Origin of the sequence: Nonomuraea sp. NPDC049714 (assembly GCF_044465295.1) — a bacterium.
Lineage (GTDB): Bacteria > Actinomycetota > Actinomycetes > Streptosporangiales > Streptosporangiaceae > Nonomuraea.
Genome location: NZ_JBITLM010000013.1, coordinates 60,100 through 82,384 on the forward strand (window position 1 = coordinate 60,100; position 22,285 = coordinate 82,384).

Sequence of the window (22,285 nt, forward strand, 5' to 3'; positions counted from 1 at the left end):
AGGGTCACATGTGCCGTTTGTAGCTGCGTACCGACAGCGGCGCGAAGATCGCGATGACGATCAGGCACGCCAGGAGCGTCAAGGCCGCCTCTCCGCTGACGAGGGCGTTGTTGGCGAGGTCACGGGCGGCGGTGACCAGGTGTGAGACCGGGTTGATCCGCACGAACGCGGCCAGCCAGCCGGGCAGGGTCTCCACCGGGACGAACGCGTTCGACAGGAACGTCAGCGGAAACATGATCATCATGGAGATGCCCTGGACGGCCTGGGCGCTCCTGGCGATCGTGCCGACCCAGGTGAAGACCCAGGCCAGCGACCAGCCCGTGATGATCGCCAGCAGGATAGCGGCGAGCACGCCGCCCACCCCGCCGCCCGGACGGTAGCCCATCACCAGACCCATGCCGAAGGTCAGCGTGGCCGCGGTCGCGTAGCGCAGCAGGTCGGCCACCATGGGGCCGGCGAGCGGCGCGATCCGGGCGATCGGCAGCGACTTGAACCGGTCGAAGACGCCTTTCTCCAGGTCCTCGCGCAGTTGCGTGCCCGTGGCCATGCACGTCGTCAGCACGGTCTGGGCGAGGATGCCGGGGATCATCAGCGGAAGGTAGCTCTGTACGTCGCCCGCGATGGCGCCGCCGAAGACGAAGGCGAACATCGCGGTGAACAGGATGGGCTGCAGCGCCACGTCGAAGAACTGCTCCGGGTTCCGGCGCATCTTCTTCAGCGCCCGCCACGCCATCGTCAGGGTCTGGCCGAGCGTCTCCCCCATGGAGACGCGCGGCCGGGCGGCGGCCACGCGATCGGCGGCCCGGACCGCCTCGCGGGCGGGTGCGACCATGGTGCTCATCGGTTCTGCTCCGTTCCGGTCTCGTCGTTCGCGTTCGTCTCGTGGCCGGTGAGGGCGAGGAAAACCTCGTCCAGGCTGGGCTTGGCCACGCTGACCGAAGAGATCGACACCCCGGCGGTGCGCAGCGCGATCAGTACGTCCGCGGCCAGGTCGGCCTGGTCGAGGGCGACGTTGAGGCGGCCCTGCTCCGGGCTGAGGACCGGGTCGGAGCCGAGGACGCGCCGCACGACCTCCACGGCGGTGGGCACCTCGTCCGGCTCGGCGAGCAGCAGCTGGAGGGTGGAGTTGCCCACCGCGGTCTTCAACTCGTCGGGGGTGCCCTCGGCGACCTTTCGGCCGTGGTCGATGACGGCGACGCGATCGGCGAGCTGATCGGCCTCGTCCAGATACTGCGTGGTCAGCAGCACGGTGCAGCCATCGGCGACCAGATCACGGATGGTGTCCCACATCTGGCCGCGCGTGCGCGGATCGAGGCCGGTGGTCGGCTCGTCGAGGAAGATCAACGGTGGCCGGGTGATCAGGCTGGCCGCCAGGTCGAGGCGCCGGCGCATGCCACCGGAGAACTGCGCGATCGGTCTGTCGGCGGCCTCCTCCAGGCCGAACTGGCCCAGCAGCTCGACGGCGACGCGCCGGGCGCGCGGCGCGGCGATGCCCTGCAGGCGCCCGAAGAGCCAGAGGTTCTCGCGGGCGGTCAGGTTCTCGTCGACCGACGCGTACTGCCCGGTGACGCCGACCAGCTGGCGGATCATGTGCGGGCTGCCGGCCACGTCGACACCGAAGATCTCGGCACGGCCCCCGTCGATCTTCAACAGGGTGGCCAGCATTTTCAGCGTGGTGGTCTTTCCGGCGCCGTTCGGGCCGAGGACGCCGAAGATCTCACCAGGGTGTACGTCCAGGTCGATCCCGTCGACGGCACGGTGCCCGCCGAACGTCTTCACCAGCCCTTCCGCATGTACGGCCAGGTCGGTACCCCTGTCGGGGGGCGGGCCGGCCCCGAGACGTCCGAGTTCTGTGATGCTCATGGCCCCACTCTCGGCGGCGCCGGTTTCACGGCACCCTCGGCCGGTTTCACCGGTTGCCGGGCGGCGGTTGTAGCGTCGTTAGGCTGACGTGCATGGGTCCGCGGCGTCATCAGGAGAGAAGGAGGCGTCGGCGATCCAGCGTTGCGCCGGCATCTCACGCGACGACGTCGGTGGCGGACGCCGACGTGCTGATCGCCGGGCTTTTCTCCGCCCAGCGGAAGGATCATGCCGGCCTCATGGACGATCTCGCCGCGGAGATCACCGAGTTGGGTGGGCGAGTCGTCCGGCGGTTCGTGCAACGCCGTGGCGTCTCGGGCGGCAAGAAGGGCCGGGCTCCAGGCGGGCAGGCGAACATGGACCAGCCCTACTCATCGCGAACGCTGATGAGCACCGGCAAGGTGCGCGAGATCGCGCAGGCCCGTACGGAGACCCGGGCCGTGGCCGTTGTGTTCGTCAACCAGCTGACCGTCAGGCAGCGGACGGTGCTGACCGAGATCCTCGGCTGCCCCGTACTGAGCCGCAGCGACCTGCGAGGCCACGACCAGCACGCGTGGCGCCTGGAGAGGCTCACCCGCGAACACTGACGAAAGTAGGGGTGCGAGCTGGCCTTTCGGGCATGTCGGGCATGGTGGCGTTCTTCCTACCGTTCTGCCTGTGATCAGAACCCGCCGCACCGCCGTGGCCGTCCTTCTCGCCCTCACCCTGCCCCTGCCCGTGTCGGTTGCGACGGCGTTTCCCGCTGCCGCGGGTGTGCGCTTCGCGATCCCTCGCCCCACCGGGCCGTACGAAGTCGGGCGCGACACCCTGCACCTCGTCGACGGCGGCCGCCGTGATGCGTGGGTGCCCAAGGCCGGCGCACGTGAGCTGATGGTGTCGATGTACTACCCGGCCCGCGCCGGTGGCCGCGCCGCGCCGTACATGACGACTGACGAGGCCGGGCTCCTCCTCAAGGGACAGAAGCTCGACACCGCCTTCAAGGCCGAACAACTCGCCGGCGTCCGCACGAACGCGCGCGTCGGCGCCCGCCCCGTCGATGGCCGGCACGCCCTGGTGGCGCTCTCCCCTGGGTTCAGCCTCAACCGTGCCACCCTGACCACGCTCGCCGAGGAACTCGCCTCGAAGGGCTACGTCGTGGCACTCGTGGATCACGCCTACGAGTCGTTCGGCACGACCTTCCCTGGCGGCCGCACCCTGACCTGCGCCGCATGCGAGGTGGTGGAGAAGGCTCCCTCCGATGAGGCGGCGAGGAAGCTGCTGGCCAAGGCCGCCGTCGGTCGGGCGGCCGACATCTCCTTCGTGATCGACCGGTTGACCCGATCTGCCGGGTCCGCACCCGCCTGGAAGCGCTGGAAGATGATCGACCCCCGCCGGATCGGCGCCGCCGGCCACTCGCTCGGCGGCAATGCCGCGGCGAGCGTCATGGCCACCGACCGCCGCGTCCGTGCCGGGGTGAACATGGACGGCACGTTCTTCGCCCCGGTCCCGGCCGCCGGCCTCGGCGAACGGCCGTTCCTCATGCTCGGCACCAAGGCCGGCCACTCGCCCGACTCCACCGACACGACGTGGCCGCGCGACTGGCGACGGCTGGACGGCTGGAAGCGCTGGCTGACCGTGGCCGACTCCGGCCACTTCACCTTCATCGACCTGCCCATCCTGGGCGGGCAGGCCGGGATGACCGACCCGGCCGCGCCGCTGTCGGGCAAGCGGTCGGGCGAGATCACCACGGCGTACGCAGGCGCCTTCTTCGACCAGCACCTACGTGGCGAACGCCGCCCGCTGCTGGACGGCCCGTCCCCGGCCAACCCCGAAGTAGCCTTCAATAACCCCTGAGGCGGGGCGGGAGATGAGAACCTGCCGGTACGGTTCCGCCTCCTACCGAACTCTGAGCTAGCCGACGAGGGCCTCGGTGATCTGACGGGTGGTCTGCGCGGCGATCCTCGGGTTGACGGCGGCATAGGAGGTGTAGGCGTTCAGACCGGTGGCGAGGGCCCAGCCGCGACCCCGGGTCCAGGTGGCGTCGTCCACACCGAGGGCGGCGCGGAAGGCGGTCCGGCTGCCGGCCGACATCAGGGTGAAGGCGATGGTCAGGTCACAGGCCGGATCGCCGATGCCGAGCCCGCCGAAGTCGATGACCGCGCTGAGCCGGCCGTCGACGGTCAGCAGGTTGCCGGTGTGGAAGTCGCCGTGGAACCAGACCGGCGGGCGATCCCAGCCAGGGGCGCTGACGGCCGCGTTCCACAGTTCGGTCATGGCGGTGGCGTCGAACACGCCGCCGACCTCCGCGATGGCGGCTCGCGTCGCGCGGTCCCGGTCCGCCAGCGGCGGGCCGGTGAGGGCCTCCACGGCTGGTACGTCCGCGGACGTGAACCGCTGAAGGGCGGTCAGGAACGCCGCCAGCTCGACGGCGGCCGAGGACGAGTCGGCCAGCGCCTCGACGGTCGCCACCTCGCCCTCCAGCCAGCCGGACACCGCCCAGCGCCATGGATAGCCGAAGTCGGGCTCACCCACTCCTACCGGCACCGGGATGGCCAGGGGCAGTCGCGGGGCGAGCCGGGGCAGCCACTCACGTTCCTTCTCGGCCTGGCCGATGGCGCCGGCGTGGCGGGGCAGCCGGACGGACAGCTCCTCGCCCAGCCGGTAGATCACATGGTCCGAGCCTGCCGGATCGAGGAGCTTCAGGGGCAACGCGGCCCACTGCGGAAACTGCGTATCGACCAGCCTTCGGACCAGTGGGGCATTGATCGTGGGGCGGGTGTCCGCGGTCTCCGAGGTCGCCAAGAGCAGCTCCTGCGATCGGCCCACTCCGTACGGCGGGCGGCCCGACCATCACAGTGCACCGTGGGCCCGCCTGTCGACCGAATATTCAGCGGCAGGTCGAACCGGTGAGGAGTCAGGGCCTCACCGCTGTTTCCCGATGAACTCGCGCAGCCAGTGGAAGCTCGTCTTCTCGGTGCGGGCCTGGGTCTCGTAGTCGACGTGCACGAGCCCGAATCGGGCGGCGTATCCCCGGGCCCACTCGAAGTTGTCCAGCAGCGACCAGCAGAAGTAGCCGCGCACGTCCACGCCGTCGGTCATCGCGGCGCGGATGGCGGCCAGGTGGTCGCGCAGGAAGTCGACGCGGCCGGTGTCGTCGAGGGTCCCGTCGTCGCCGTAGCCGTTCTCGGTGATGAAGATCGGCGGCAGCGCGGGGTAGCGCCGGGCCAGGTTGAGCAGGGTCTGGTAGAGCCCCAGCGGTTCCATCGGCCAGCCGAGTCCGCTGGTCGCCGCGCCGTTGGGGGTGACGCTGCGCACCCCGAGGTCGAAGGCGGAGCGCAGCGCGGGGTCAGCCTGCTCGTACGGCGCGGCGGCGGCGTGGATGCGGTAGTAGTAGTTGACTCCCAGGAAGTCCAGCCGGGTGCCGATGATCTCCAGGTCGCCCTCGCGGCGGAAGGAGAAGTCGCTGATCGCGCCGAAGGTCTCCGCCATGTCGGACGCGTAGGCGCCGCGCAGCAGTGGGTCGGTGAACTGCCGGTTGACCAGCAGGTCCATCTTCCGCGCCGCGTCGGCGTCGGCCGCCGAGCCGGTCGCGGGCACCGTGGGCGACATGTTGAGCGTGATGCCGACCCGCTGCCCCGGCCGCGCCTGTGCCCGTAGCCTGGCGGCCGCGAGGCCGTGGCCCAGCAGCAGGTGGTGGGCGGCGGCGAGCGCGCCGTGACCTTCGCGCGCGCCGGGCGCGTGCCGGCCCTCGGCGTAGCCGACGATGGACGAGCAGTACGGCTCGTTCAGCGTGATCCACTGGGACACCGTGTCGCCCAGCGCCTTGTGCGCGATCTCGGCGTAGTCGGCGAAGCGCTCGGCGGTGTCGCGGTCGCGCCAGCCGCCGCGGTCCTCCAGCGCCTGGGGCAGGTCCCAGTGGTAGAGGGTGACGTACGGCTCGATGCCGCGCTCGCGCAGGGCGTCGGCGAGCCGGCGGTAGAAGTCGAGGCCGCGCTGGTTCACCCGGCCGTCGCCGTCGGGCATGATCCTGGGCCAGGCGAGCGAGAAGCGGTAGGCGCCGGCGCCGAGCCGGTCCATCAGCTCCACGTCCTGCTGCCAGCGGTGGTAGTGGTCGCAGGCGTGCTCGCCGCTGTCACCCCTGGCCACCGCGCCGGGGACGCGGCAGAACGTGTCCCAGATCGACGGCCCGCGTCCGTCGGTGTTCACGGCGCCCTCGATCTGGTACGCGGCGGTCGCCGTACCCCACACGAACCCGGCGGGGAAGGCCGTACGTTCCCGGGTCATCCCTTGATCGCCCCTGACATGATTCCCCCAATGATCTGACGGCCCAGCGCGGCGAAGACGGCCACGATCGGCACGATCGCGAGCACGGTGCCGGTGAGCACGAGCGCGTAGTCGGTGGTGTAGCCGCTGGCCAGGCTGGAGAGCGCGACCTGGACGGTCGGGTTCTCCGGCGTGAGGACGACCAGCGGCCAGAAGAAGTCGTTCCAGGCCTGCATGAAGGTGAACAGGCCGAGCACGGCGGCGGCCGGGCGGGCGGCGGGCAGCACGACGTGCCAGAACAGCCGCAGCGTGCTGCACCCGTCGATGCGACCGGCCTCCAGCAGCTCGTCCGGAATCGCGCTGGAGAGGTACTGGGTCATGAGGAAGACGCCGAACGCGGTGACCAGGCCGGGCACGATCACCGCCTCCAGCCTGCCGGTCCAGCCGAGCTCCGCCATGAGGATGTACAGCGGGATGATGCCGAGCTGCTGCGGCACGGTGGTGGTGGCGATGGCCATGACGAGCAGTACGTTGCGGCCGCGGAAGCGCAGCTTGGCGAAGGCGAAGCCGGCCAGCGTGGAGAACAGCACGACCGAGACGGTGACCGAGCTGGACACGATGACGGAGTTGAGCATCGCCTGGCCGAACGCGGTGGTGTCGAAGACCCGGGCGATGTTCTCGAACAGGTGGCCGCCGGGGGTGAGGACCGGCGGGACGCTGGCGATGGCGTCGTTGTCATGGGAGGCCACGACCAGCGACCAGTAGATGGGGAACAGCGAGCCGAGCAGCACGGCGACGAGCGCGGCGTAGGTCCAGAACCCGGCCCCTTGGGGGTTCAGGCTGCGTCGGAGGGAGGCGGCGGTTGCCATGTCAGCTGCTCCTGATCCTGCGCGTGATGGCGAAGTTGACGAGCGCCATGACCACGATGATCACGCAGAGGGTCCAGGCGATCGCCGAGGCGTAGCCGAACTCGTACATGCTGAAGCCCTGCTCGTAGAGGTAGAGGCCGACGGTCTGGAACTGGCGGTCCGAGCCGCCGGTCGGGTTGCCGGTGCCGGCCTGGAACAGCAGCGGCTCGGCGATGATCTGGAAGCCGCCGATGGTGGACACGACGGCGGTGAAGATGATCGTGGGGCGGAGCATCGGCACGGTGATCTTCCGGAACTGGGTGAACTGGCTCGCGCCGTCCAGCCGGGCCGCCTCGTACAGGTCCTCGGGGATGGTCTGCATGGCGGCCAGGTAGATGAGGGCGTTGTAGCCGGTCCACCGCCAGATGACGATCAACGAGATCGCGATGTGCGAGGAGAGCGTGCCGGCCTGCCAGTCGATCGGATCCAGGCCCACCAGTTCGAGGCCCCAGTTGACCATGCCGAAGTCGCGGCCGAAGAGCTGGGCGAAGATGATCGTGACCGCGACGATCGAGGTCACGTTGGGCAGCAGCACGCCCATCCGGAACAGCGTACGAGCGCGCAGCCTGCGGTTGAGCATGTGCGCGATGAACAGCGCGGCCAGCAGCTGCGGCACGGTGGACAGCAGCCAGATGCTGACGGTGTTGAACAGCGCGTTCCAGAAGTAGTCGTCGGCCAGCAGCTCGGTGTAGTTGGCCAGCCCCACCCATTCGCGGGCCGGGTCGAGCAGGTTCCAGTCGGTGAGGGAGACGTAGGCGGTGTAAAGCAGCGGGAACATGCCCACCGCGCCGAACAGCAGGAAGAACGGGGCGATGTAGAGGTACGGCGAGCCCTTGACGTCGAGCTGGTAGGCCCAGCGGCGCCGTGGCCCTGATCTGACGGAGGTCATGGTCGGCTCCTCGGGGATGGGATGGCGACGGCAGGCCCCCCTGACGGCCTGCCGTCGCCTGGCTCACTGATCGGCGCGCGTCACTTGCTGATGCGCTCGACGTCCCCGAGCATCTGCGTCCACGCTGCGGCGCCGTCCTGCTTGCCCTCCTCCACGCGGTTGATCGCGTCGCGGATGGCGGTCTGGATGTCACCGGCCCGCGGGCCCTGGTACTGCGGCTTGAGGTTGCGGGCGGCGGTGGTGAAGATCTCGCCGATCGGCGCGTCGTTGAAGAACTCGTGCTTGAGCCCGGTCACCTCGGGCTTGTCGTAGGTGGCGACGGTCGAGGGCAGGATGCCGTGCTTGGTGAACACCTCGATCTGCTGTTCGGGTGCCGTCAGCCAGGCGATCAGCGCCACGGCCTCCTTCGTGTGCTTGCTCTGGGCGGGGACGGTCAGGTAGGAGCCGCCCCAGTTGCCGCCGCCGCCGGGGATGGCGGTGACGTCCCACTGCCCGGCGAAGGCCTTGCCCTGGTCCTGGATCTTGGCGAGCATCCACGCGGGGCAGGCGATGGTGGCGAACTGGCTCTTGGCGAAGCCGGTGTTCCAGGCGGGCGAGCTGCCGACGAGCTTGGCCGACTGGCCGTCGGCCACGGCCTGGAGCACCTCGTCGTAGGCGGCGCGGACGGCCGGGTTGGTGCCTACTACGACGTTGTCCTGAGTGTCGTAGTAGCCGGTCTCGGCCTGGCCGATCATCGCGTTGAACACCTGGGGGCCGCCGTCGAAGAACGCCGCGCCTTCGGGCTTCTTGGCGGTGTAGCGCTTGCCGGCCTCGAAGTAGGACTTCCAGTCGGGCCAGAGCTTGGCGACCTCGTCGCGGTCGGTGGGCAGCCCGGCCTTCTTGAACAGGTCGCGGCGGTAGCACATGGCCAGGCCGCCGACGTCGGTGCCGTAACCGATCTGGGCCCCCGACTTGGCCAGCGACGCCTCCCACTTCCACGGCAGCCAGCGGTCCTTGAGCTGGTCGGCGCCGTGCTGGCGCAGGTCGGCGAAGTGCTGGGGCTGGTTCCTGAACTGGGCGATGAAGCCGGTGTCGATCGCCTCGATGTCGGCGGTGCCGCTGTTGGTGGCCAGGTGCGCGGCGAGGTTGCGGTGGTGGTCGTTGTACGCCGACGTCCTCTCGACGATCTTGATGTTGGGGTTGGCCGCCTCGTACTTGGCGTAGAGCTCCTTGAAGCCCATGTTGCCGAACAGGTTGAGGGTCAGGGTGATCTTGCTGTCGGTCGGTGTGGAGCTCGTGGAGGGGGAGCCACCGCAACCGACGGCGAGCATGCCGACGGCCAGCACTCCGGCGGCGAGACGGATTCGTCCAGCAGACACCTGGGACTCCTTCGAAGGGAGAGAAAGGGTGACTGCGAGATGCGATGAAAGGCCGAGCCCCGCGGCAACGGTGCGGCATCAGCCTGTCAGTGGGCCATCTCACATACCGCTGCCACCTTCTGTCAAGTCACAGAAATGTCACGCGCCGGAAATCCACGGTGACGGGTTGACACGGCGTGGGCGCTGAGATTACTTTCATGAAACCGGTTACATGAAACCGGTTTCAGCGAGATGCGATAACGTACGTCCGTGGCAACGATTCGAGAGCTGGCGCGCCTTTGCGGGGTGTCGCCGGCGACTGTCTCCCGCGTGTTCAACAACCCTGAGGTGGTGAACTCACAGACCCGCGAGCTCATTCTCAGCACCGCGGCACGCATCGGATACCTGCCCAACGAGTCGGCCCGCACCCTGGCCACCAAGAGGTCCCACACGGTCGGCCTGATCTGGGACACCGACCACCGCCGCCCCGGCTGGCGGCACCCGTTCTTCCAGGAGATCCTCATCGGGCTGAAGACCGCGCTGAGCGAGCGCGGCTACCACCTGCTCATGCTCGCCACCAGCGAGGACGGCACGCCCGACAGCTTTCTCCGCGCCGTGCGCAGGCACAACCTCGACGGCGTGGTCTTCATCGACAACGGCAGGGCCGACCCCTCGCTCGAGCCGCTGGCAAGGTCGGAAGTGCCGTGCGTCTCCCTCGACCGGCCGATCCAGGGACCGTGCACCACCTACGTGACCTCCGACAACGTGGGCGGGGCGCGCGAGGCGGTCCGTCACCTGCACGCGACCGGGCGCCGGGTCATCGCCACCATCACCGGCCCGGTCGGCACCCGGCCGGGCGAGGAGCGGCTGCGCGGCTACCTGGAGGAGCTGACCGCGCTCGGCCTGCCGCACCGGCCCGAGCTGGTCGTCGAGGGCGACTTCTACCTGTCCAGCGGCTACGCCGCGATGCGCGCCCTGCTGGAAGTGGACGAACGGCCCGACGCGGTGTTCGCCGCGGGCGACGAGATGGCGATCGGCGCGCTGCGGGCCGTGGCCGAGGCGGGGCTGAAGGTGCCCGAGGACATCGCGCTGGTCGGATTCGACGACATCGAGCTGGCCGCGCTGGTGCCGCCGGGGCTGACGACGCTGGCCCAGGACAAGGCCGGGTTCGGCACGGCGGCGGCTGCGGCGGTCATCAAGATGATCAACGAAGGCGGCACCCCTCGCCCGCGGATCCTGCCCACCCCGCTGGTCGTCCGGGGCTCGACCGGGTTCTGAGGGGATCAGCCGCTGAAAGGACGCCCTTTCAGCGACTGACCTTTCAGCGACTGACCGACGCTCCTAATCGCAGTGTTCGAAGGGGCTGGTGTACGTGCTGCTGCCGATCGAGCCGCCCCACTTGACGCACTGACCGGGTGCGGTGCGCTTGACGGGCCCCGCGTAGTAGGCGAAGCTGCCCGAATCTGTCGTCCGGCTCGCCCCTTGGGGTTCGAGGAAGGCCGACATCGCCGACGCCGTGCCGCCGTTCGTCTTCACCGTCGTGACGCAGTTGGAGCCGCTGCCCGAGTTGTAGAGCAGGTAGGCGCGGCCACCGGTGAGTGCGGCCGAGTCGATGACCGCGTACCCACTGCCGCAGATCTCCTCGGGGGTGTAGTCGCTGCCGCCACCGCCGCAGCCGTTGGTGCTCTTGACGGCCTTCTTCTGCCCCAGGGACACGGTCACGCCGTCCACGGTCGGGCTGGTGTCCATCCCGCCGCCGGAGGTCCGCTGCTCGTAGTGGAGGTGCGGAGCCGTGGAGCCGCCCGTCGAGCCGACGGTCCCGATCGCGGTGCCCTGGCTGACGCTCATGGAGCCGCCGGCCGACCTCACCATGGTCGCGAGGTGGGCATAGCGGGTTCTGCTGCCGTCGCTGTGACGGACCTCGACCCACTTGCCGTAGCTGGTGCTGCCCGTGTCGGAGAAGTACGCGGTGCCCGAAGCGGTGGCACGCACGGTCTCACCGTTGATGGCGTCGCTTCCGTAATTCTGCCAGTCGAGGGAGCCCGAGGGGTTGTGGCCGGGGGACCAGTTGTTGGCATTGAAGGTCTTCCCGCAGTTGAACGGGCTCTTGTGGGACACGGCCAGGACGGCGGTGCTCTGGGCTGAGGCGGGCTGGGGAGTCAGCGCCGCCGCGAGAGGGACCAACAGGGTAAGAATGAGAGTCTTCGGCCAAGCGGTTGCGGGCATGCTCACCTCTCTGAACAGGATTCCGGAGCAGACGGTAATCAAGGGCCCGCATAACATCCGCATAGCGTTCGCATATCCCCGCCCGGTCCCCCGTGCGAGCTACTCGCGACTGTCCACCGCACGGTGACGATTACCGGTCGTCGATTCCGTAGCGTTGTCGACGTGGCCGCGATGCTCCGGCCGCAGGATCTCCCAGAGGAGTCGTCATGCGACTGTTGCAGCAACTCGTGGCCATCGCGGCGGTCGCCTTCGTCGGCAGCGTGGGGGTGGGCGCGGCACAGGGGCACGCGTCTCTCACCCTGATCCTCGGCCTCGCGACCGCCGCTCTGCTGGTGTTCGCGGACGCCTGGGTGATCCAGCGGTCAGAGCGCCCCGAGCCGGAAGAGGCGGCAGGGAAGGCCGACTCGACCGCTACGCTCTCCGAGTGATCGATCTCCGACGGGTCCAGGACCTGTGGCGTCGGTGTGACGTCACCGTCCGGGACCTCCCGTTCGCGCTGCTGTTGGCCGCCGTGTCACTGCTGCCCGCCTCCCACGGCAGCGGGACGCAGTTCGAGGGCATGCCGACCCGTCCCTTCGACGCGCTGGCCGTCCTGCTGACCATCCTCCAGGCCCTTCCGCTCACCGTGCGCCGGCGGTGGCCGTCCGTCTGTCTCGTCCTGGTGTCGCTCGGCTTCGCCCTCGACCAGATCGGCGGATACCACTCGGTGGCGACCGTCGCGCTGCCCATCGCGGTCCTGAGCGCGGGCGCCCATCTGGAACGTCACCGGCGCGTCTCCGCAATCCTCGTCTCGCTGGCGTACCTGCCGTTCGCGGTCGCCCTCCACCGGCTCGGCTCGACCGAGGAGCCGGCGGAATTCGCGCTGTTCTACCTGGCACTGGTCCTCGTGTGGGGCATCGGGGGCTGGCTGCGCTCCACCCGTGCCGCCGAGGCCGAACGCCGCAGCCGCATCGCCGAGGCCACCCGAGCCGCCGAGCGCACCCGCATCGCCCGCGAACTCCATGACGTCGTGACCCACCATGTGACGGCGATGGTCGTACAGGCTGAGTCGGCGCGCTATCTGACCGCCGCACCCGAACGCCTCGACGCGACCCTCAGCGCCGTCACGGACACCGGCCGGCGGGCCATCGCCGACCTGCGGCACCTGCTCGACCTGCTCAACCCCGACCACGACACCGACGTCAGGACGCCGTCCGTCGGCGAGCTCCGGGCGCTCGTGGAGCAGACGGGTCTGGCCGGGCAGCCGGTGGAGTTCACCGAGGAGGGCGAGCAGGCGGAATCCGCGGGCAGCGCGGAGTTCGTGGCCTATAGGGTCGTGCAGGAGTCCTTGACGAACGCCCTCAAATACGCCCATGGCGCCCGCACCGCGGTCCGCGTGCGCTATGGCGAAAAGGAGATCACCGTGGAGGTCAGCACTGACGGTTCCGGCTCGCGAGCCGGCTCTCCTGGCGGGAGCGGGCGGGGCCTCGCCGGGCTCCGCGAGCGGGTCGACGCCCTGGGCGGCGAGTTCAGCGCGGGCCGCCGGTCGGACGGCGGCTTCGTCGTACGGGCGAGCATCCCCGCGGGGAGCCCGTCGTGACCGCGCCGGTACGGGTCCTGATCTGCGACGACCAGGCGCTGATCCGTACCGGATTCGCGACGATCATCGACGCGCAGCCCGACCTCGAGGTGGTCGGCGAGTGCGGGGACGGTCAGGCCGGGGTCGACCTCGCCCGCAAGCTCAACCCGGACATGGTGGTGATGGACGTACGGATGCCGGTGCTCGACGGCATCAAGGCCACCCGCCTGCTGGCCGGCGCCGGGGTGGAGCACCCCATCAAGGTGCTCGTGGTGACGACGTTCAACCTGGACGAGTACGTGTACGAGGCACTGCGCGCGGGGGCGAGCGGGTTCCTGCTCAAGGACGCCCCGCCGGCGCAACTGCTGCACGGCATCCGCACCGTCGCGGCAGGCGCCGCGCTGCTGGCGCCCGAGGTCACGCGACAGCTCGTCGGCAGGTACGCGGCCCGCATCCGCCCCACGGAGGGCACCCCGGAAGACGCGGCGCTGACCCCGCGTGAGCTGGAGGTGCTGCGCCTCATCGCCGACGGCCAGTCCAACAGCGAGATCGCCGCCACGCTGGTGATCAGCCACGAAACGGTCAAGACGTACGTGTCACGCATCCTTACCAAGCTGGACCTGCGTGACCGGGTGCAGGCAGTGGTGTACGCGTACCGCAGGGGCTTGGTGACCTAGAGCGGTACCTTTCTGGGCGTCAGCTTCCTCCCACCCGTTGACCGTCCGAGGGGTGGGCCGCGGCGAATAGGTGGGCGGCTGATGGACGGGTGTGAAGGGCAGGGCCGGTCTAAGATCAAATGGTGCGAACTGGATACAGCGAGGCCTTGACGATGCTCGGGTATGTGCTCGGCATGATCGCTGTTTCCGTACTTTTGGAAGGGCCGTTTCGGGGCGGTGGGCAATCGGTCAAGGAAGTACTGCTCACGTGCTCGACGCTGTTCCAGGTCGCCTTCCTCTTCGGGTTGGTCCGGCTTGTCTTCCATGGGTTGCGGTGGGGCGGTCGCGTCTCCGTACGTCGGTGGCGGATTACGCCGGGCCCGTCCGGATCGTCAGGCCATTGAGGGCCCTCAACAGGTCTTGGGAGTCAGCGCGTGACCCGATCCGGCAAGGTCCTCTACGTCATCGTGTGCGCCGCAGGCCCCGCCCCCGACGTCGGCCGGCTGGTCGAGCAGGCCCAGGGCGACGGCTGGACCGTTCAGGTCGTCGCCACGCCGTCCGCGCTCGACTTCATCGACGTCCCGGAGTTGGAGCAGCGGACCGGCCGGCCCGTCCGCAGCCGGTACCGCAAGCCGCACGAGCCCAAGTCCCCCCGCGCCGACGCCATCATCGTCGCCCCGGCCACCTACAACACGATCAACAAGTTCGCCCAGGGCGTCGCCGACACCTACGCCCTCGGCCTTCTCTCCGAGGCGCCCGGGCTCGGCATCCCGGTCGTCGTCCTGCCCTTCGTCAACACCGCCCTGGCCGTACGCGTCCCCTTCCAGCACAGCGTTGACCAGCTACGAGCCGAAGGCATACGGGTACTGCTCGGGCCCGGCGAGTTCGAGCCGCACCCGCCGAGCTCCGGCCCCGAGCAGATCGACGCCTTTCCCTGGGATCTCGCGCTGGCGTGTCTGGCCCCGTGATCCCTCGAACATTCACCCATCCCTTTGGGGAGACGTACCCCCTGAGGGGCCGGCTCGCTGCCGGGGCCCTGCCGCGAGGCGATCGCCTTGGAACGATCCATAGGCGAGTTTCTCCGAAGGCTGCGAGCATCGTCGGACGACCTGGGAGGTGGGATGACATGAGTGAGCTCGGGGTTCGGCCGAACGAGACGATGGTGCCGTTGATGCCGTGCGCGTCGGTGGAGGAGACGCTGGCGTTCTATGAGGCGCTGGGTTTCGTGGCCACGTACAAGCAGAGCAAGCCGTACGTCTATCTGGCGCTGGAGTGGAGCGGGGTGCACCTGCATTTCGGGCCGCCGCCCAAGGGGCTGGATCCGGCTCGGGAGGAGTCCGGGGGCTGCCTGGTCATGGTCGACGCCGTCGCGCCGTACCATGCGGCGTTCGTCGCGGCGATGCGCCGGGTGCACGGGAAGGTGCTGAGCTCCGGTCTGCCGCGGATCACCCGCTACCGGCCGGGGGCGTCCCGGTTCACGCTGATCGATCCGTCGGGGAACTCGATCATCTTCATCCAGCGCGACGAGCCGGTCGAGCTGGAGTACGGCGGCTCGAAGAAGCTGGCGGGCCTGGCCAAGGTGCTCGACAACGCCCGGATTCTGCGCGAGTTCAAGAACGATGATCTGCAGGCCTTCCGTGCGCTCAAGTCCGGGGTGCGCAGGCACGGCGCGGACGCCCCGGTGGCCGAGCTGGCCATCGCCCTGTGCCACCTCATCGATCTGGCCACGGTCCTCGGCGAGCCCAGGGACCCGTGGGCCACCGATTTGCGCGGTCTGGAGCTCAGTCCCAGCGACAGACAGCGCATCGAGTCGGAACTCGGACATCTCGCTGGTCTTCAGGAATGGCTTCCCTGAGAGGGCTCGCGGAATTGTCGGTCGGCCCGGCCAGCGTCTGTTTCTCCAAGGAATAGCGTTATTCCTTTTCGCGGACGTCAGAAAGGAACCCTGTGGGTCTATCAGGCAGGACCGGAGCGCTGGCGTCCTATCTCGCGAAGAACTCGCCGGTGCAGGCGCCGCAGGGGGACCGCGTCGCCATTCGATGGCTGACACCGAGGCCGCGCCCCCGGGCGAGTACATGCCTGACCGCGCCCGGTGGGCCGGTAGGCCTGGGCTGTCAGGCGCGGTCAGGGTCCTGAGTCCGTCACAGTGCCGCATCTCGCACCATGCAAGTCTCAGCTCGCGGCCGGATCCGAGACGCGGAAGGTGCGCCGGTACGCCGATGGGGCGACCCCCGTCTCCGCTGCCAGGTGCCGCCGCAGCGAGGTGGCGGTGGCGAAGCCGACCTCGTGGGCGACCCGTTCCACCGGCAGGTCGCTGGACTCCAACAGATGCCGCGCCCGCCTCAGCCGCTGCTGGGTCAGCCAGCGGCCGGGGCTCAGACCGGTCTCTTGCCGGAAGCGTCGGGCGAAGGTGCGGGTGCTCATCGCCGCGTGCGCGGCCAAACCCTCCAGCGACAGCGGCAGTTCCAGCCGCTGGAGCGCCCAGTCGCGGGTCGGTCCTGTGCCGGTCTCGCTCGCCGGCGGCAGCGGCCGCTCGATGTACTGCGCCTGTCCGCCGTCCCGGTACGGCGGCACGACGCAGCGGCGGGCGACCTGGTTGGCGACCTCGCTGCCGTGGTCCTGGCGCACCAGGTGCAGGCAGATGTCGACACCGCTCGCCGCCCCCGCGGAGGTCAGTACGTCACCGTGGTCGACGAAGAGCACGCCGGCATCCAGCTCGACCCGGGGGAACAGTTCCTGGAAGATGTCGGTGAGCTCCCAGTGGGTGGTGGCTCGGCGTCCGTCCAGGAGACCGGCGGCGGCCAGCAGGAAAGCGCCGGTGCAGATGGACACCAGGCGGGTGCCGGGGCGGACACGGGACAGGGCGGCCAGGGCCTGCGGGTCCGGCGCGGAGGCCGAGGCCGGCGCGATCCCGTACGGAGGGATGATCACGGTGTCCGCCTCGGCCAGCACCTCGGGACCGTGCCCGGGGGTGACGGTCAGGTCCGCGTCGGTACGTACGGGTTGCCCGTCCACGCTCGCGGACAGCACCTCGTAGCGGCCATCGGCGGATCCCAGGACCCGGTGCGGGATGCCGAGTTCGAAGGGGTAGACGCCGTCGAGGGCAAGGACGACGACCTTGTGCGCGCCGGGCCGCGGGGCCGGGTCCAGTTCGGCCGCGCGATCAGCGAGGTCACGGGCCCGGGCGGACGCGGCGGACGCGGGGAGGGCGCGGGGAACGCGGTGGGCGGCAGGGTCGATGGACATGGCAAGAATGTATCGGAGGATGACTTTCTTGCCATCGCCCCGGGCTGGACCGTAGGGCCAGGATCGAGGCATGACTCCGACGGACACCCCTGACAATCTCAGCTCCCCGGGCCCCGCTGCCCCGCACAGCGCACCTGTGATGCTCGCCCTGCACCAGACGGCCCTCGGCGGCCCTGAGGTTCTGCGGTTGACCGAGCTTCCGCGGCCCGCGCCCGGCCCCGGGGAGATCCTCGTCGCCGTGCACGCGGCCGGACTCAACCCCACGGACTTCAAGCACCGCGCCCTGAGTATTTTCCTGCCACCCCCGCCGCTGGTCCTCGGTTGGGACGTCTCCGGCACCGTGGTGGAGACCGGCCCGGGCGTCACCCTCTTCCAGCCCGGTGACGAGGTGTTCGGCATGCTGCCCTACCCGTATGGAGCCGGCTCCCACGCCGAGTACGTGACCGGTCCCACTCGCGCCTTCGTGGCCAAGCCCACCGGGATCGACCACATCCAGGCGGCCGCTCTGCCGCTGGCCGCGCTCACCGCCTGGCAGGCCCTCGTCGAGACCGCGGGCCTGCGGGCCGGGCAGCGGGTGCTGATCCACGCCGCGGCCGGCGGTGTCGGTCACCTCGCCGTACAGATCGCCAAGGAACGCCGGGCTCATGTCACCGGGACGGCGAGCGCCCCCAAGCATGCTTTCCTACGCGAGCTCGGCGCGGATGCCTGCATCGACCACCGCTCCGAGGACTTCACCGACACCGAGGAGCGCTACGACGTCGTCCTCGACGCCCTCGGCGGGGAGACCGCCACCCGTTCCGTGGGCGTGCTCCGCCCCGGCGGCGTCCTCATCTCCCTGGTGCCGGGCGCCGAGGACACCAGAGCCGCGGCCGAGAAGGCACAGGTCCGCGCCGTCACCCTGATCGTTGAGCACGACCAGGCCGGGATGCGTGCCATCGCCGACCTCGTCGACCGGGGCAGGCTCCGCGCCCACGTCTCCGCCACCTTCCCCCTCGCCGAAGGCGCCCAGGCCCACGTTCTGGGGGAGACGGGCCGCACCACGGGCAAGCTGGTCATCACCGTGCGCTGAGGCGGGACGGCTCCGGCGCAGGCGGTGGACGTGTCCCGTGCCGAGCGTGCACCGACGGTCCGCGCCCACGCCTCAAGAGAGGAGAAGGCTCCCGACGCCTCAAGACGGCAGGGGGCTCGAACCGGACGCCCCTCCCGCGGCCGGGACTCCATCGGGCCGTCGGTGTGCAGCAGCAGCGTCGCACCTGCCGGGCGTCGAGGTCGACAGCCTCGAAGTCGGCGCCACCCCATGCCCTTCGCCACTTGCATCTGTTGTCGGCCACATACCGGGTGGCATCCATGATCAGGCGACGGCAGTACTTCTCGGGGCGTCCGCCGTTGCCGTGCAACCAGGCCGGCCGGGGCATCAACGGCTCCCTGACCACTCAGGCATGCAGGGTGGGCCGGTAGATGAGCTCCTGGGTGTGGCCGTCGAGTGTCCGGCTCTCGATCAGTTCGAGGTCGAAGTCGGCCGCGCCCTGGAAGATCGGGTCCAGTCCGGTCCGACCGGTGATCACCGGGAAGATCGTCACCTGGATCCGGTCGACCAGGCCGGCGGCCATCAGCGCCCGGTTCATCGACAGGCTTCCGTGTGAGCGCAGCGGCACCGCCGACTCCTCCTTGAGCCGGGCGACGACGTCGACCGCGTCGCCGCTCACGACGGTCGCGTCCGGCCAGTCGAGGGGGCCTTCCAGTGTGGACGACACCACCGTCGCCGGCAGGTTCCTCATCCGGGTGACCCATGGGTCACGCACCTCGGACTCCTCGGTGCTCGTGGCCAGCATCTCCGCGAACGACCGATACGTGGTGGCCCCGAAGACCATCCGCTGCTCCTCGCGGTACAGGGCGAGGCGGTGGTCGAGCAGCTCGGGGCCCTGCTTGCCCCAGTAGCCGCCCCAGTCGCCATTGTTGGAGCCGAAGCCGTCGAGGCTGGTGAAGATGTCGAAGGTGTAGGTAACGGTCATGATGCTCTCCTTGAATGCGGTCGATCAGACGGGAAACACGGCGGGCGGGAGGAAGCCGGCGACGACGTCACCTGCCGGAGACGAGCTCGGCCAGGTGGTGCAGCGAGTTGATGAGATGCTCGGGGCCGAACGGCGGGAACTGGAGGTACTCCCGGATGGACCGGGGCACCGCCGACCAGTCGTAGGTGAGCGTGACCTCGGTCTCGGACGGACCGAGCGACGCCAGGTCGTAACGCCAGAGCCAGCCGCCGAACTCCAGGTGACCGTCGCCCTTGTCGTACCCCGTCAGCCAGCCGATGGCGCGCGGCGGGTCGAGCACCTGGACCTTGTTGACCACCTGGTAGTCACCGTTCGGATGGCCGGCGTGGTGCATGTCCATCCGGAAGATCTGCCCGGCCTCGGTCAGCGGCGTCCGGCTGACAGATTCCTGGACCCAGCCGGTCCCGTCGATCGCGGAATGGGTGGTCGGGTCCGCCAGCACCGCGAACACCTTCGCGGCGGGCACGGCGATCGCCAGGGTGGCGCTCACGTTCTCCCGGCTCACGTTCTCCCGGCTCACGTTGTCTCTGGTCATGTTGTCTCTGCTCCTCGCTCCAGGCGGGCCCGTCGTGACCGCAGGAAGGCTCGTTCGGTGTCGTTGCCGGCCAGTGCGATCGCCTCGTCGTAGGCGGCGACGGCGTCGGTGGTACGGCCGAGGCGGGTGAGCAGGTCCGCGCGGGTGGCGGGCAGCAGGTGGTAGCCCGGCAGGTCCAGCTCGTCGACGGCGGCCAGCGCAGGCGCCGGTCCGTGCACCTCGGCGACGGCGACCGCGCGGTTGAGCGCGACGATCGGGGTCGGGGTGTGCCGCAGCAGCTGGTCGTACAGCGCCAGCACCTGCGCCCAGTCGGTCGCCGGCCCGTCCGTGTGCACGGCGTTGATCGCGGCCTGCAACTGGTACGGCCCCGGCTGATCACGGCGCAGGCACCGCCGTACCAGCTCATGTCCCTCGGCGATCAGCTCTCGGTTCCACAGCGACCGGTCCTGCTCCGCGAGCACCACCAGCTCTCCCGAAGGCCCCACCCGCGCGGGCCGCCGGGCTTCGGTGAGCAGGAGCAGCGCCAGCAGCCCGATCACCTCCGGCTCGTCGGGCATCAGCCCGGCGAGCTCCCTCGCCAGGCGAACCGCCTCCAGGCACAGGTCCGTACGCAGCAGCTCCCCGGAAGTCGAGGCGTATCCCTCGTTGAAGACCAGGTAGAGCACGGTGAGCACCGAGGTCAGCCGATCGGGGAGCTCGGCGGCGTCGGGCACTCGGTAGGGGATGCCGGCGTCGCGGATCTTCTTCTTCGCGCGGACGATCCGCTGGGAGACGGTCGCCTCCGGCACCAGGTAGGCGCGCGCGATCTCCGCCACCTCCAGCCCGCCGAGCAGACGCAGGGTGAGCGCGGTCCGCGCGAGCGGCGACAGCGCCGGGTGGCAGCAGGTGAAGATCATGCGAAGCTGGTCGTCGCGCACCGCTCCCACCTCCTCTGGCTCGTCGGGCTGGTGCAGCAGCAGCGCCTGCGCGTGGCGGGCCTCGCGGGTGGATTCCCGGCGCAGGCGGTCGATCGCCCGGTTGCGGGCGGTGGTGACGATCCACGCGCCGGGATTGGGCGGTGTTTCGTCCCACTTCTGCACGGCCACCGCGAACGCGTCCTGTACGGCCTCCTCGGCGAGCCCGATGTCACCGAGGAGCCGCGTCAGCGTGGCCACGCACCGGCCGTACTCCGCCCGGTAGACGCCGTCCAGGTCCAGCTGTCCCATTGGTGCTCATCCCCACTGCGCGTCTTCGAACGGGCGTACCTCGATCGGCGCCCCGCAGGCCAGCGCGCACTTCTCGGCCCAGGACAACGCCTGGTCCAGGTCGTCGCACCGGATCACCCAGAACCCGCCGAGCTGCTCCTTCGTCTCGGCGAACGGGCCGTCGGTCATCGCGGTCGTGCCGTCGCCGGGGCGGACGACCGTGGTGGCGTGCGAGGGCAGCAGGCCGCCGACGAACACCCACGAACCGGCGGACTGCATGTCGGCGGTGACCTTGGCCGTCCGGTCCTGCTGCTCCCGCATCTCCTCATCGGACGGCGACGGCGCGCTCTCGTCGAACTGGACGGCGAGCAGGTACTTCTTCATGGCTAACTCCTTGAGCAAGTGACGGACATCGTGAGTGGTGACCGGCCCGTCGCGGCCTCTCACCTTGGCTACGAACGCGCTCGACGCCATTCGACACCTCCGCGGCAGAAATCTCGCCCCGACCGGTCCGAGACGGAGGGAACGAGGACGCCGGTACCCCTGGCTATACCTCGATTGGAGTGCACGCGGGAGCGACTGGGAGGGGCGCGAGTGGTGTGCTGATCACTGTCAGTCAAACGCTCCTTCCGAGGGAAATCGAAATGACAGTCAACAGCCCACCGGGCGCCGAGCAGGATTCACGTCAGACCGGGATTCGGGGGTTCATCCGCCGCCGTCCGCTCATCAGTTTCTTCGTCCTGGCCAATGTGATGAGCTGGGCCGCCTGGGTGCCTTATATTCTTTCGGCGACCGGCCTGGGGGTATTAGATTTCACCTTTCCTCAGCTGCTCGGCGGCACGCAATTGCTCGGCGTTCTCCCCGGCGCCTATCTCGGCCCCATTCTCGCCGCGTTCATCGTGACCGCGGTCGCGGACGGCAGGGAAGGCATCCGCCGCTGGCTCAGGCGGATGACGAAGTGGCGGGTCAGCTGGGTCTGGTATCTCGTGGCCGGGCTCGGCGTGCCCGCCGCCATCATCGTCACCGGTGTCGCGGTGTCCGACGGAGACGTCCACATGCCGTCCACCATGGTGCTGGTGGCCTACCTGCCGAGCCTGGTGATCCAGATGGTCACCACGGGTCTGGCCGAAGAGCCCGGCTGGCGTGACTTCGCCCTGCCCCGCATGCAGCGTAAGTTCGGCCCGCTGGGCGGCACCCTCATCCTCGGCCCGCTGTGGGGCCTGTGGCACATGCCGCTGTTCCTGAGCGAGTGGGGCGGCTGGCCGGACGTCACCTGGATGAGGGTCGGCGAGTTCGTCGCCTTCTGCGTCGCCTTCAGCGTGGTCGTCACGTGGGTGTTCAACCGGACCGGCCAGAGCCTGCCGCTGATCATGCTGCTGCACGTCAGCGTCAACAACTTCATGTCGGTCGTCTACTCGGACATGTTCCCGTCGATCGCCAGCGCCGAGCAGGCGTCCCACGTCACCCTGCTCGCGGGCGCCACAGCAGCGTTCGTGGTGCTCGTCGCGACCCGTGGCCGACTCGGCTACCGTCCGGCCGAAGACCCCACCCCGGAGGTCGCCCATCAGAGCTGACCGGCAGCCGTGCGCAACG

The 22,285-nt window shown here is 69.6% G+C and carries 23 protein-coding genes; 10 read left to right on the forward strand and 13 right to left on the reverse strand.

All coding sequences use genetic code 11. The annotated features are described in order from the left end of the window. Positions 1 to 4 precede the first annotated feature (4 nt). The gene (locus ACIBQX_RS38845; protein WP_397013585.1) at positions 5 to 841 is read right to left on the reverse strand and encodes an ABC transporter permease; all 837 of its coding nucleotides are present in this window, start codon (positions 839 to 841) and stop codon (positions 5 to 7) included. Then, the gene (locus ACIBQX_RS38850) at positions 838 to 1,863 is read right to left on the reverse strand and encodes an ATP-binding cassette domain-containing protein (protein WP_397013587.1); all 1,026 of its coding nucleotides are present in this window, start codon (positions 1,861 to 1,863) and stop codon (positions 838 to 840) included. Before ACIBQX_RS38850 ends, ACIBQX_RS38845 begins: the two co-directional genes overlap by 4 nt. A gap of 170 nt (positions 1,864 to 2,033) precedes the next feature. On the opposite strand from ACIBQX_RS38850, the gene ACIBQX_RS38855 reads away from it, so the two are divergent. Further along, positions 2,034 to 2,447 carry a hypothetical protein gene (locus tag ACIBQX_RS38855; RefSeq protein WP_397013589.1) on the forward strand — a complete coding sequence of 138 codons (414 nt, stop codon included), beginning with the start codon at positions 2,034 to 2,036 and terminating at the stop codon, positions 2,445 to 2,447. A gap of 70 nt (positions 2,448 to 2,517) precedes the next feature. Then, positions 2,518 to 3,693: an alpha/beta hydrolase family protein gene (locus ACIBQX_RS38860; RefSeq protein ID WP_397013591.1), complete on the forward strand. Its 1,176-nt coding sequence runs from the start codon at positions 2,518 to 2,520 to the stop codon at positions 3,691 to 3,693. 57 nt (positions 3,694 to 3,750) lie between these two features. Here the strand turns inward: ACIBQX_RS38860 and ACIBQX_RS38865 are convergent, their stop codons facing one another. From ACIBQX_RS38865 to ACIBQX_RS38885, 5 genes are all read right to left on the reverse strand, one after another. Continuing rightward, positions 3,751 to 4,641, reverse strand: coding sequence for an aminoglycoside phosphotransferase family protein (locus ACIBQX_RS38865; RefSeq protein WP_397013593.1), 891 nt, complete (start codon positions 4,639 to 4,641; stop codon positions 3,751 to 3,753). A gap of 120 nt (positions 4,642 to 4,761) precedes the next feature. After that, positions 4,762 to 6,123: a GH1 family beta-glucosidase gene (locus tag ACIBQX_RS38870; protein ID WP_397013595.1), complete on the reverse strand. Its 1,362-nt coding sequence runs from the start codon at positions 6,121 to 6,123 to the stop codon at positions 4,762 to 4,764. Continuing rightward, positions 6,120 to 6,971, reverse strand: coding sequence for a carbohydrate ABC transporter permease (locus ACIBQX_RS38875; RefSeq protein ID WP_397013597.1), 852 nt, complete (start codon positions 6,969 to 6,971; stop codon positions 6,120 to 6,122). Before ACIBQX_RS38875 ends, ACIBQX_RS38870 begins: the two co-directional genes overlap by 4 nt. 1 nt (position 6,972) lies before the next feature. Continuing rightward, complete coding sequence (locus tag ACIBQX_RS38880) at positions 6,973 to 7,899, reverse strand: carbohydrate ABC transporter permease (protein ID WP_397013599.1); 927 nt, start codon at positions 7,897 to 7,899, stop codon at positions 6,973 to 6,975. An 80-nt stretch (positions 7,900 to 7,979) separates the two neighbouring features. Beyond that, positions 7,980 to 9,257, reverse strand: a complete 1,278-nt coding sequence (locus tag ACIBQX_RS38885; protein WP_397013601.1) for an ABC transporter substrate-binding protein — start codon at positions 9,255 to 9,257, stop codon at positions 7,980 to 7,982. Between the two features lie 249 nt (positions 9,258 to 9,506). Here ACIBQX_RS38885 and ACIBQX_RS38890 point away from each other — a divergent pair, with 249 nt between their 5' ends. Next, positions 9,507 to 10,514, forward strand: coding sequence for a LacI family DNA-binding transcriptional regulator (locus ACIBQX_RS38890; RefSeq protein ID WP_397013602.1), 1,008 nt, complete (start codon positions 9,507 to 9,509; stop codon positions 10,512 to 10,514). A 63-nt stretch (positions 10,515 to 10,577) separates the two neighbouring features. Here ACIBQX_RS38890 and ACIBQX_RS38895 read toward each other — a convergent pair whose 3' ends face one another. Further along, a complete protein-coding gene (locus ACIBQX_RS38895) occupies positions 10,578 to 11,420 on the reverse strand; it encodes a M23 family metallopeptidase (RefSeq protein WP_397013604.1) in 843 nt (280 codons plus the stop codon). A 248-nt stretch (positions 11,421 to 11,668) separates the two neighbouring features. Here ACIBQX_RS38895 and ACIBQX_RS38900 point away from each other — a divergent pair, with 248 nt between their 5' ends. From ACIBQX_RS38900 to ACIBQX_RS38920, 5 genes are all read left to right on the forward strand, one after another. Beyond that, on the forward strand, positions 11,669 to 11,890 hold the full coding sequence (locus tag ACIBQX_RS38900) for a hypothetical protein (protein ID WP_397013605.1): 222 nt from the start codon (positions 11,669 to 11,671) through the stop codon (positions 11,888 to 11,890). Then, the gene (locus tag ACIBQX_RS38905) at positions 11,887 to 13,041 is read left to right on the forward strand and encodes a sensor histidine kinase (RefSeq protein ID WP_397013606.1); all 1,155 of its coding nucleotides are present in this window, start codon (positions 11,887 to 11,889) and stop codon (positions 13,039 to 13,041) included. Before ACIBQX_RS38900 ends, ACIBQX_RS38905 begins: the two co-directional genes overlap by 4 nt. Further along, a complete protein-coding gene (locus ACIBQX_RS38910; RefSeq protein WP_397013608.1) occupies positions 13,038 to 13,697 on the forward strand; it encodes a response regulator in 660 nt (219 codons plus the stop codon). The genes ACIBQX_RS38905 and ACIBQX_RS38910 overlap by 4 nt, the downstream gene beginning before the upstream one ends. A 413-nt stretch (positions 13,698 to 14,110) precedes the next feature. Beyond that, complete coding sequence (locus ACIBQX_RS38915) at positions 14,111 to 14,644, forward strand: flavoprotein (protein WP_397013609.1); 534 nt, start codon at positions 14,111 to 14,113, stop codon at positions 14,642 to 14,644. Between the two features lie 158 nt (positions 14,645 to 14,802). Beyond that, complete coding sequence (locus tag ACIBQX_RS38920; RefSeq protein ID WP_397013610.1) at positions 14,803 to 15,531, forward strand: glyoxalase; 729 nt, start codon at positions 14,803 to 14,805, stop codon at positions 15,529 to 15,531. A 317-nt stretch (positions 15,532 to 15,848) separates the two neighbouring features. On the opposite strand, the gene ACIBQX_RS38925 is transcribed toward ACIBQX_RS38920, so the two are convergent. Continuing rightward, a complete protein-coding gene (locus tag ACIBQX_RS38925) occupies positions 15,849 to 16,922 on the reverse strand; it encodes a GlxA family transcriptional regulator (RefSeq protein WP_397013612.1) in 1,074 nt (357 codons plus the stop codon). Positions 16,923 to 17,061: 139 nt separating this feature from the next. Here ACIBQX_RS38925 and ACIBQX_RS38930 point away from each other — a divergent pair, with 139 nt between their 5' ends. Next, complete coding sequence (locus tag ACIBQX_RS38930) at positions 17,062 to 17,991, forward strand: NADP-dependent oxidoreductase (RefSeq protein WP_397014088.1); 930 nt, start codon at positions 17,062 to 17,064, stop codon at positions 17,989 to 17,991. 364 nt (positions 17,992 to 18,355) lie between these two features. Here ACIBQX_RS38930 and ACIBQX_RS38935 read toward each other — a convergent pair whose 3' ends face one another. The 4 genes from ACIBQX_RS38935 to ACIBQX_RS38950 all read right to left on the reverse strand — a co-directional run bounded on the left by ACIBQX_RS38935 (position 18,356) and on the right by ACIBQX_RS38950 (position 21,076). Beyond that, entirely contained in the window at positions 18,356 to 18,934 is a 579-nt protein-coding gene (locus tag ACIBQX_RS38935) for a dihydrofolate reductase family protein (protein ID WP_397013613.1), read from the reverse strand. Between the two features lie 67 nt (positions 18,935 to 19,001). Next, positions 19,002 to 19,508, reverse strand: a complete 507-nt coding sequence (locus ACIBQX_RS38940; RefSeq protein WP_397013614.1) for a hypothetical protein — start codon at positions 19,506 to 19,508, stop codon at positions 19,002 to 19,004. Next, entirely contained in the window at positions 19,505 to 20,713 is a 1,209-nt protein-coding gene (locus ACIBQX_RS38945) for an RNA polymerase sigma factor (RefSeq protein WP_397013616.1), read from the reverse strand. Before ACIBQX_RS38945 ends, ACIBQX_RS38940 begins: the two co-directional genes overlap by 4 nt. Before the next feature lie 6 nt (positions 20,714 to 20,719). After that, positions 20,720 to 21,076, reverse strand: a complete 357-nt coding sequence (locus ACIBQX_RS38950; RefSeq protein WP_397013617.1) for a YciI family protein — start codon at positions 21,074 to 21,076, stop codon at positions 20,720 to 20,722. A 260-nt stretch (positions 21,077 to 21,336) separates the two neighbouring features. Between ACIBQX_RS38950 and ACIBQX_RS38955 the strand changes: the two genes are divergently transcribed. After that, the gene (locus tag ACIBQX_RS38955; protein ID WP_397013618.1) at positions 21,337 to 22,266 is read left to right on the forward strand and encodes a type II CAAX prenyl endopeptidase Rce1 family protein; all 930 of its coding nucleotides are present in this window, start codon (positions 21,337 to 21,339) and stop codon (positions 22,264 to 22,266) included. Positions 22,267 to 22,285: the final 19 nt, after the last annotated feature.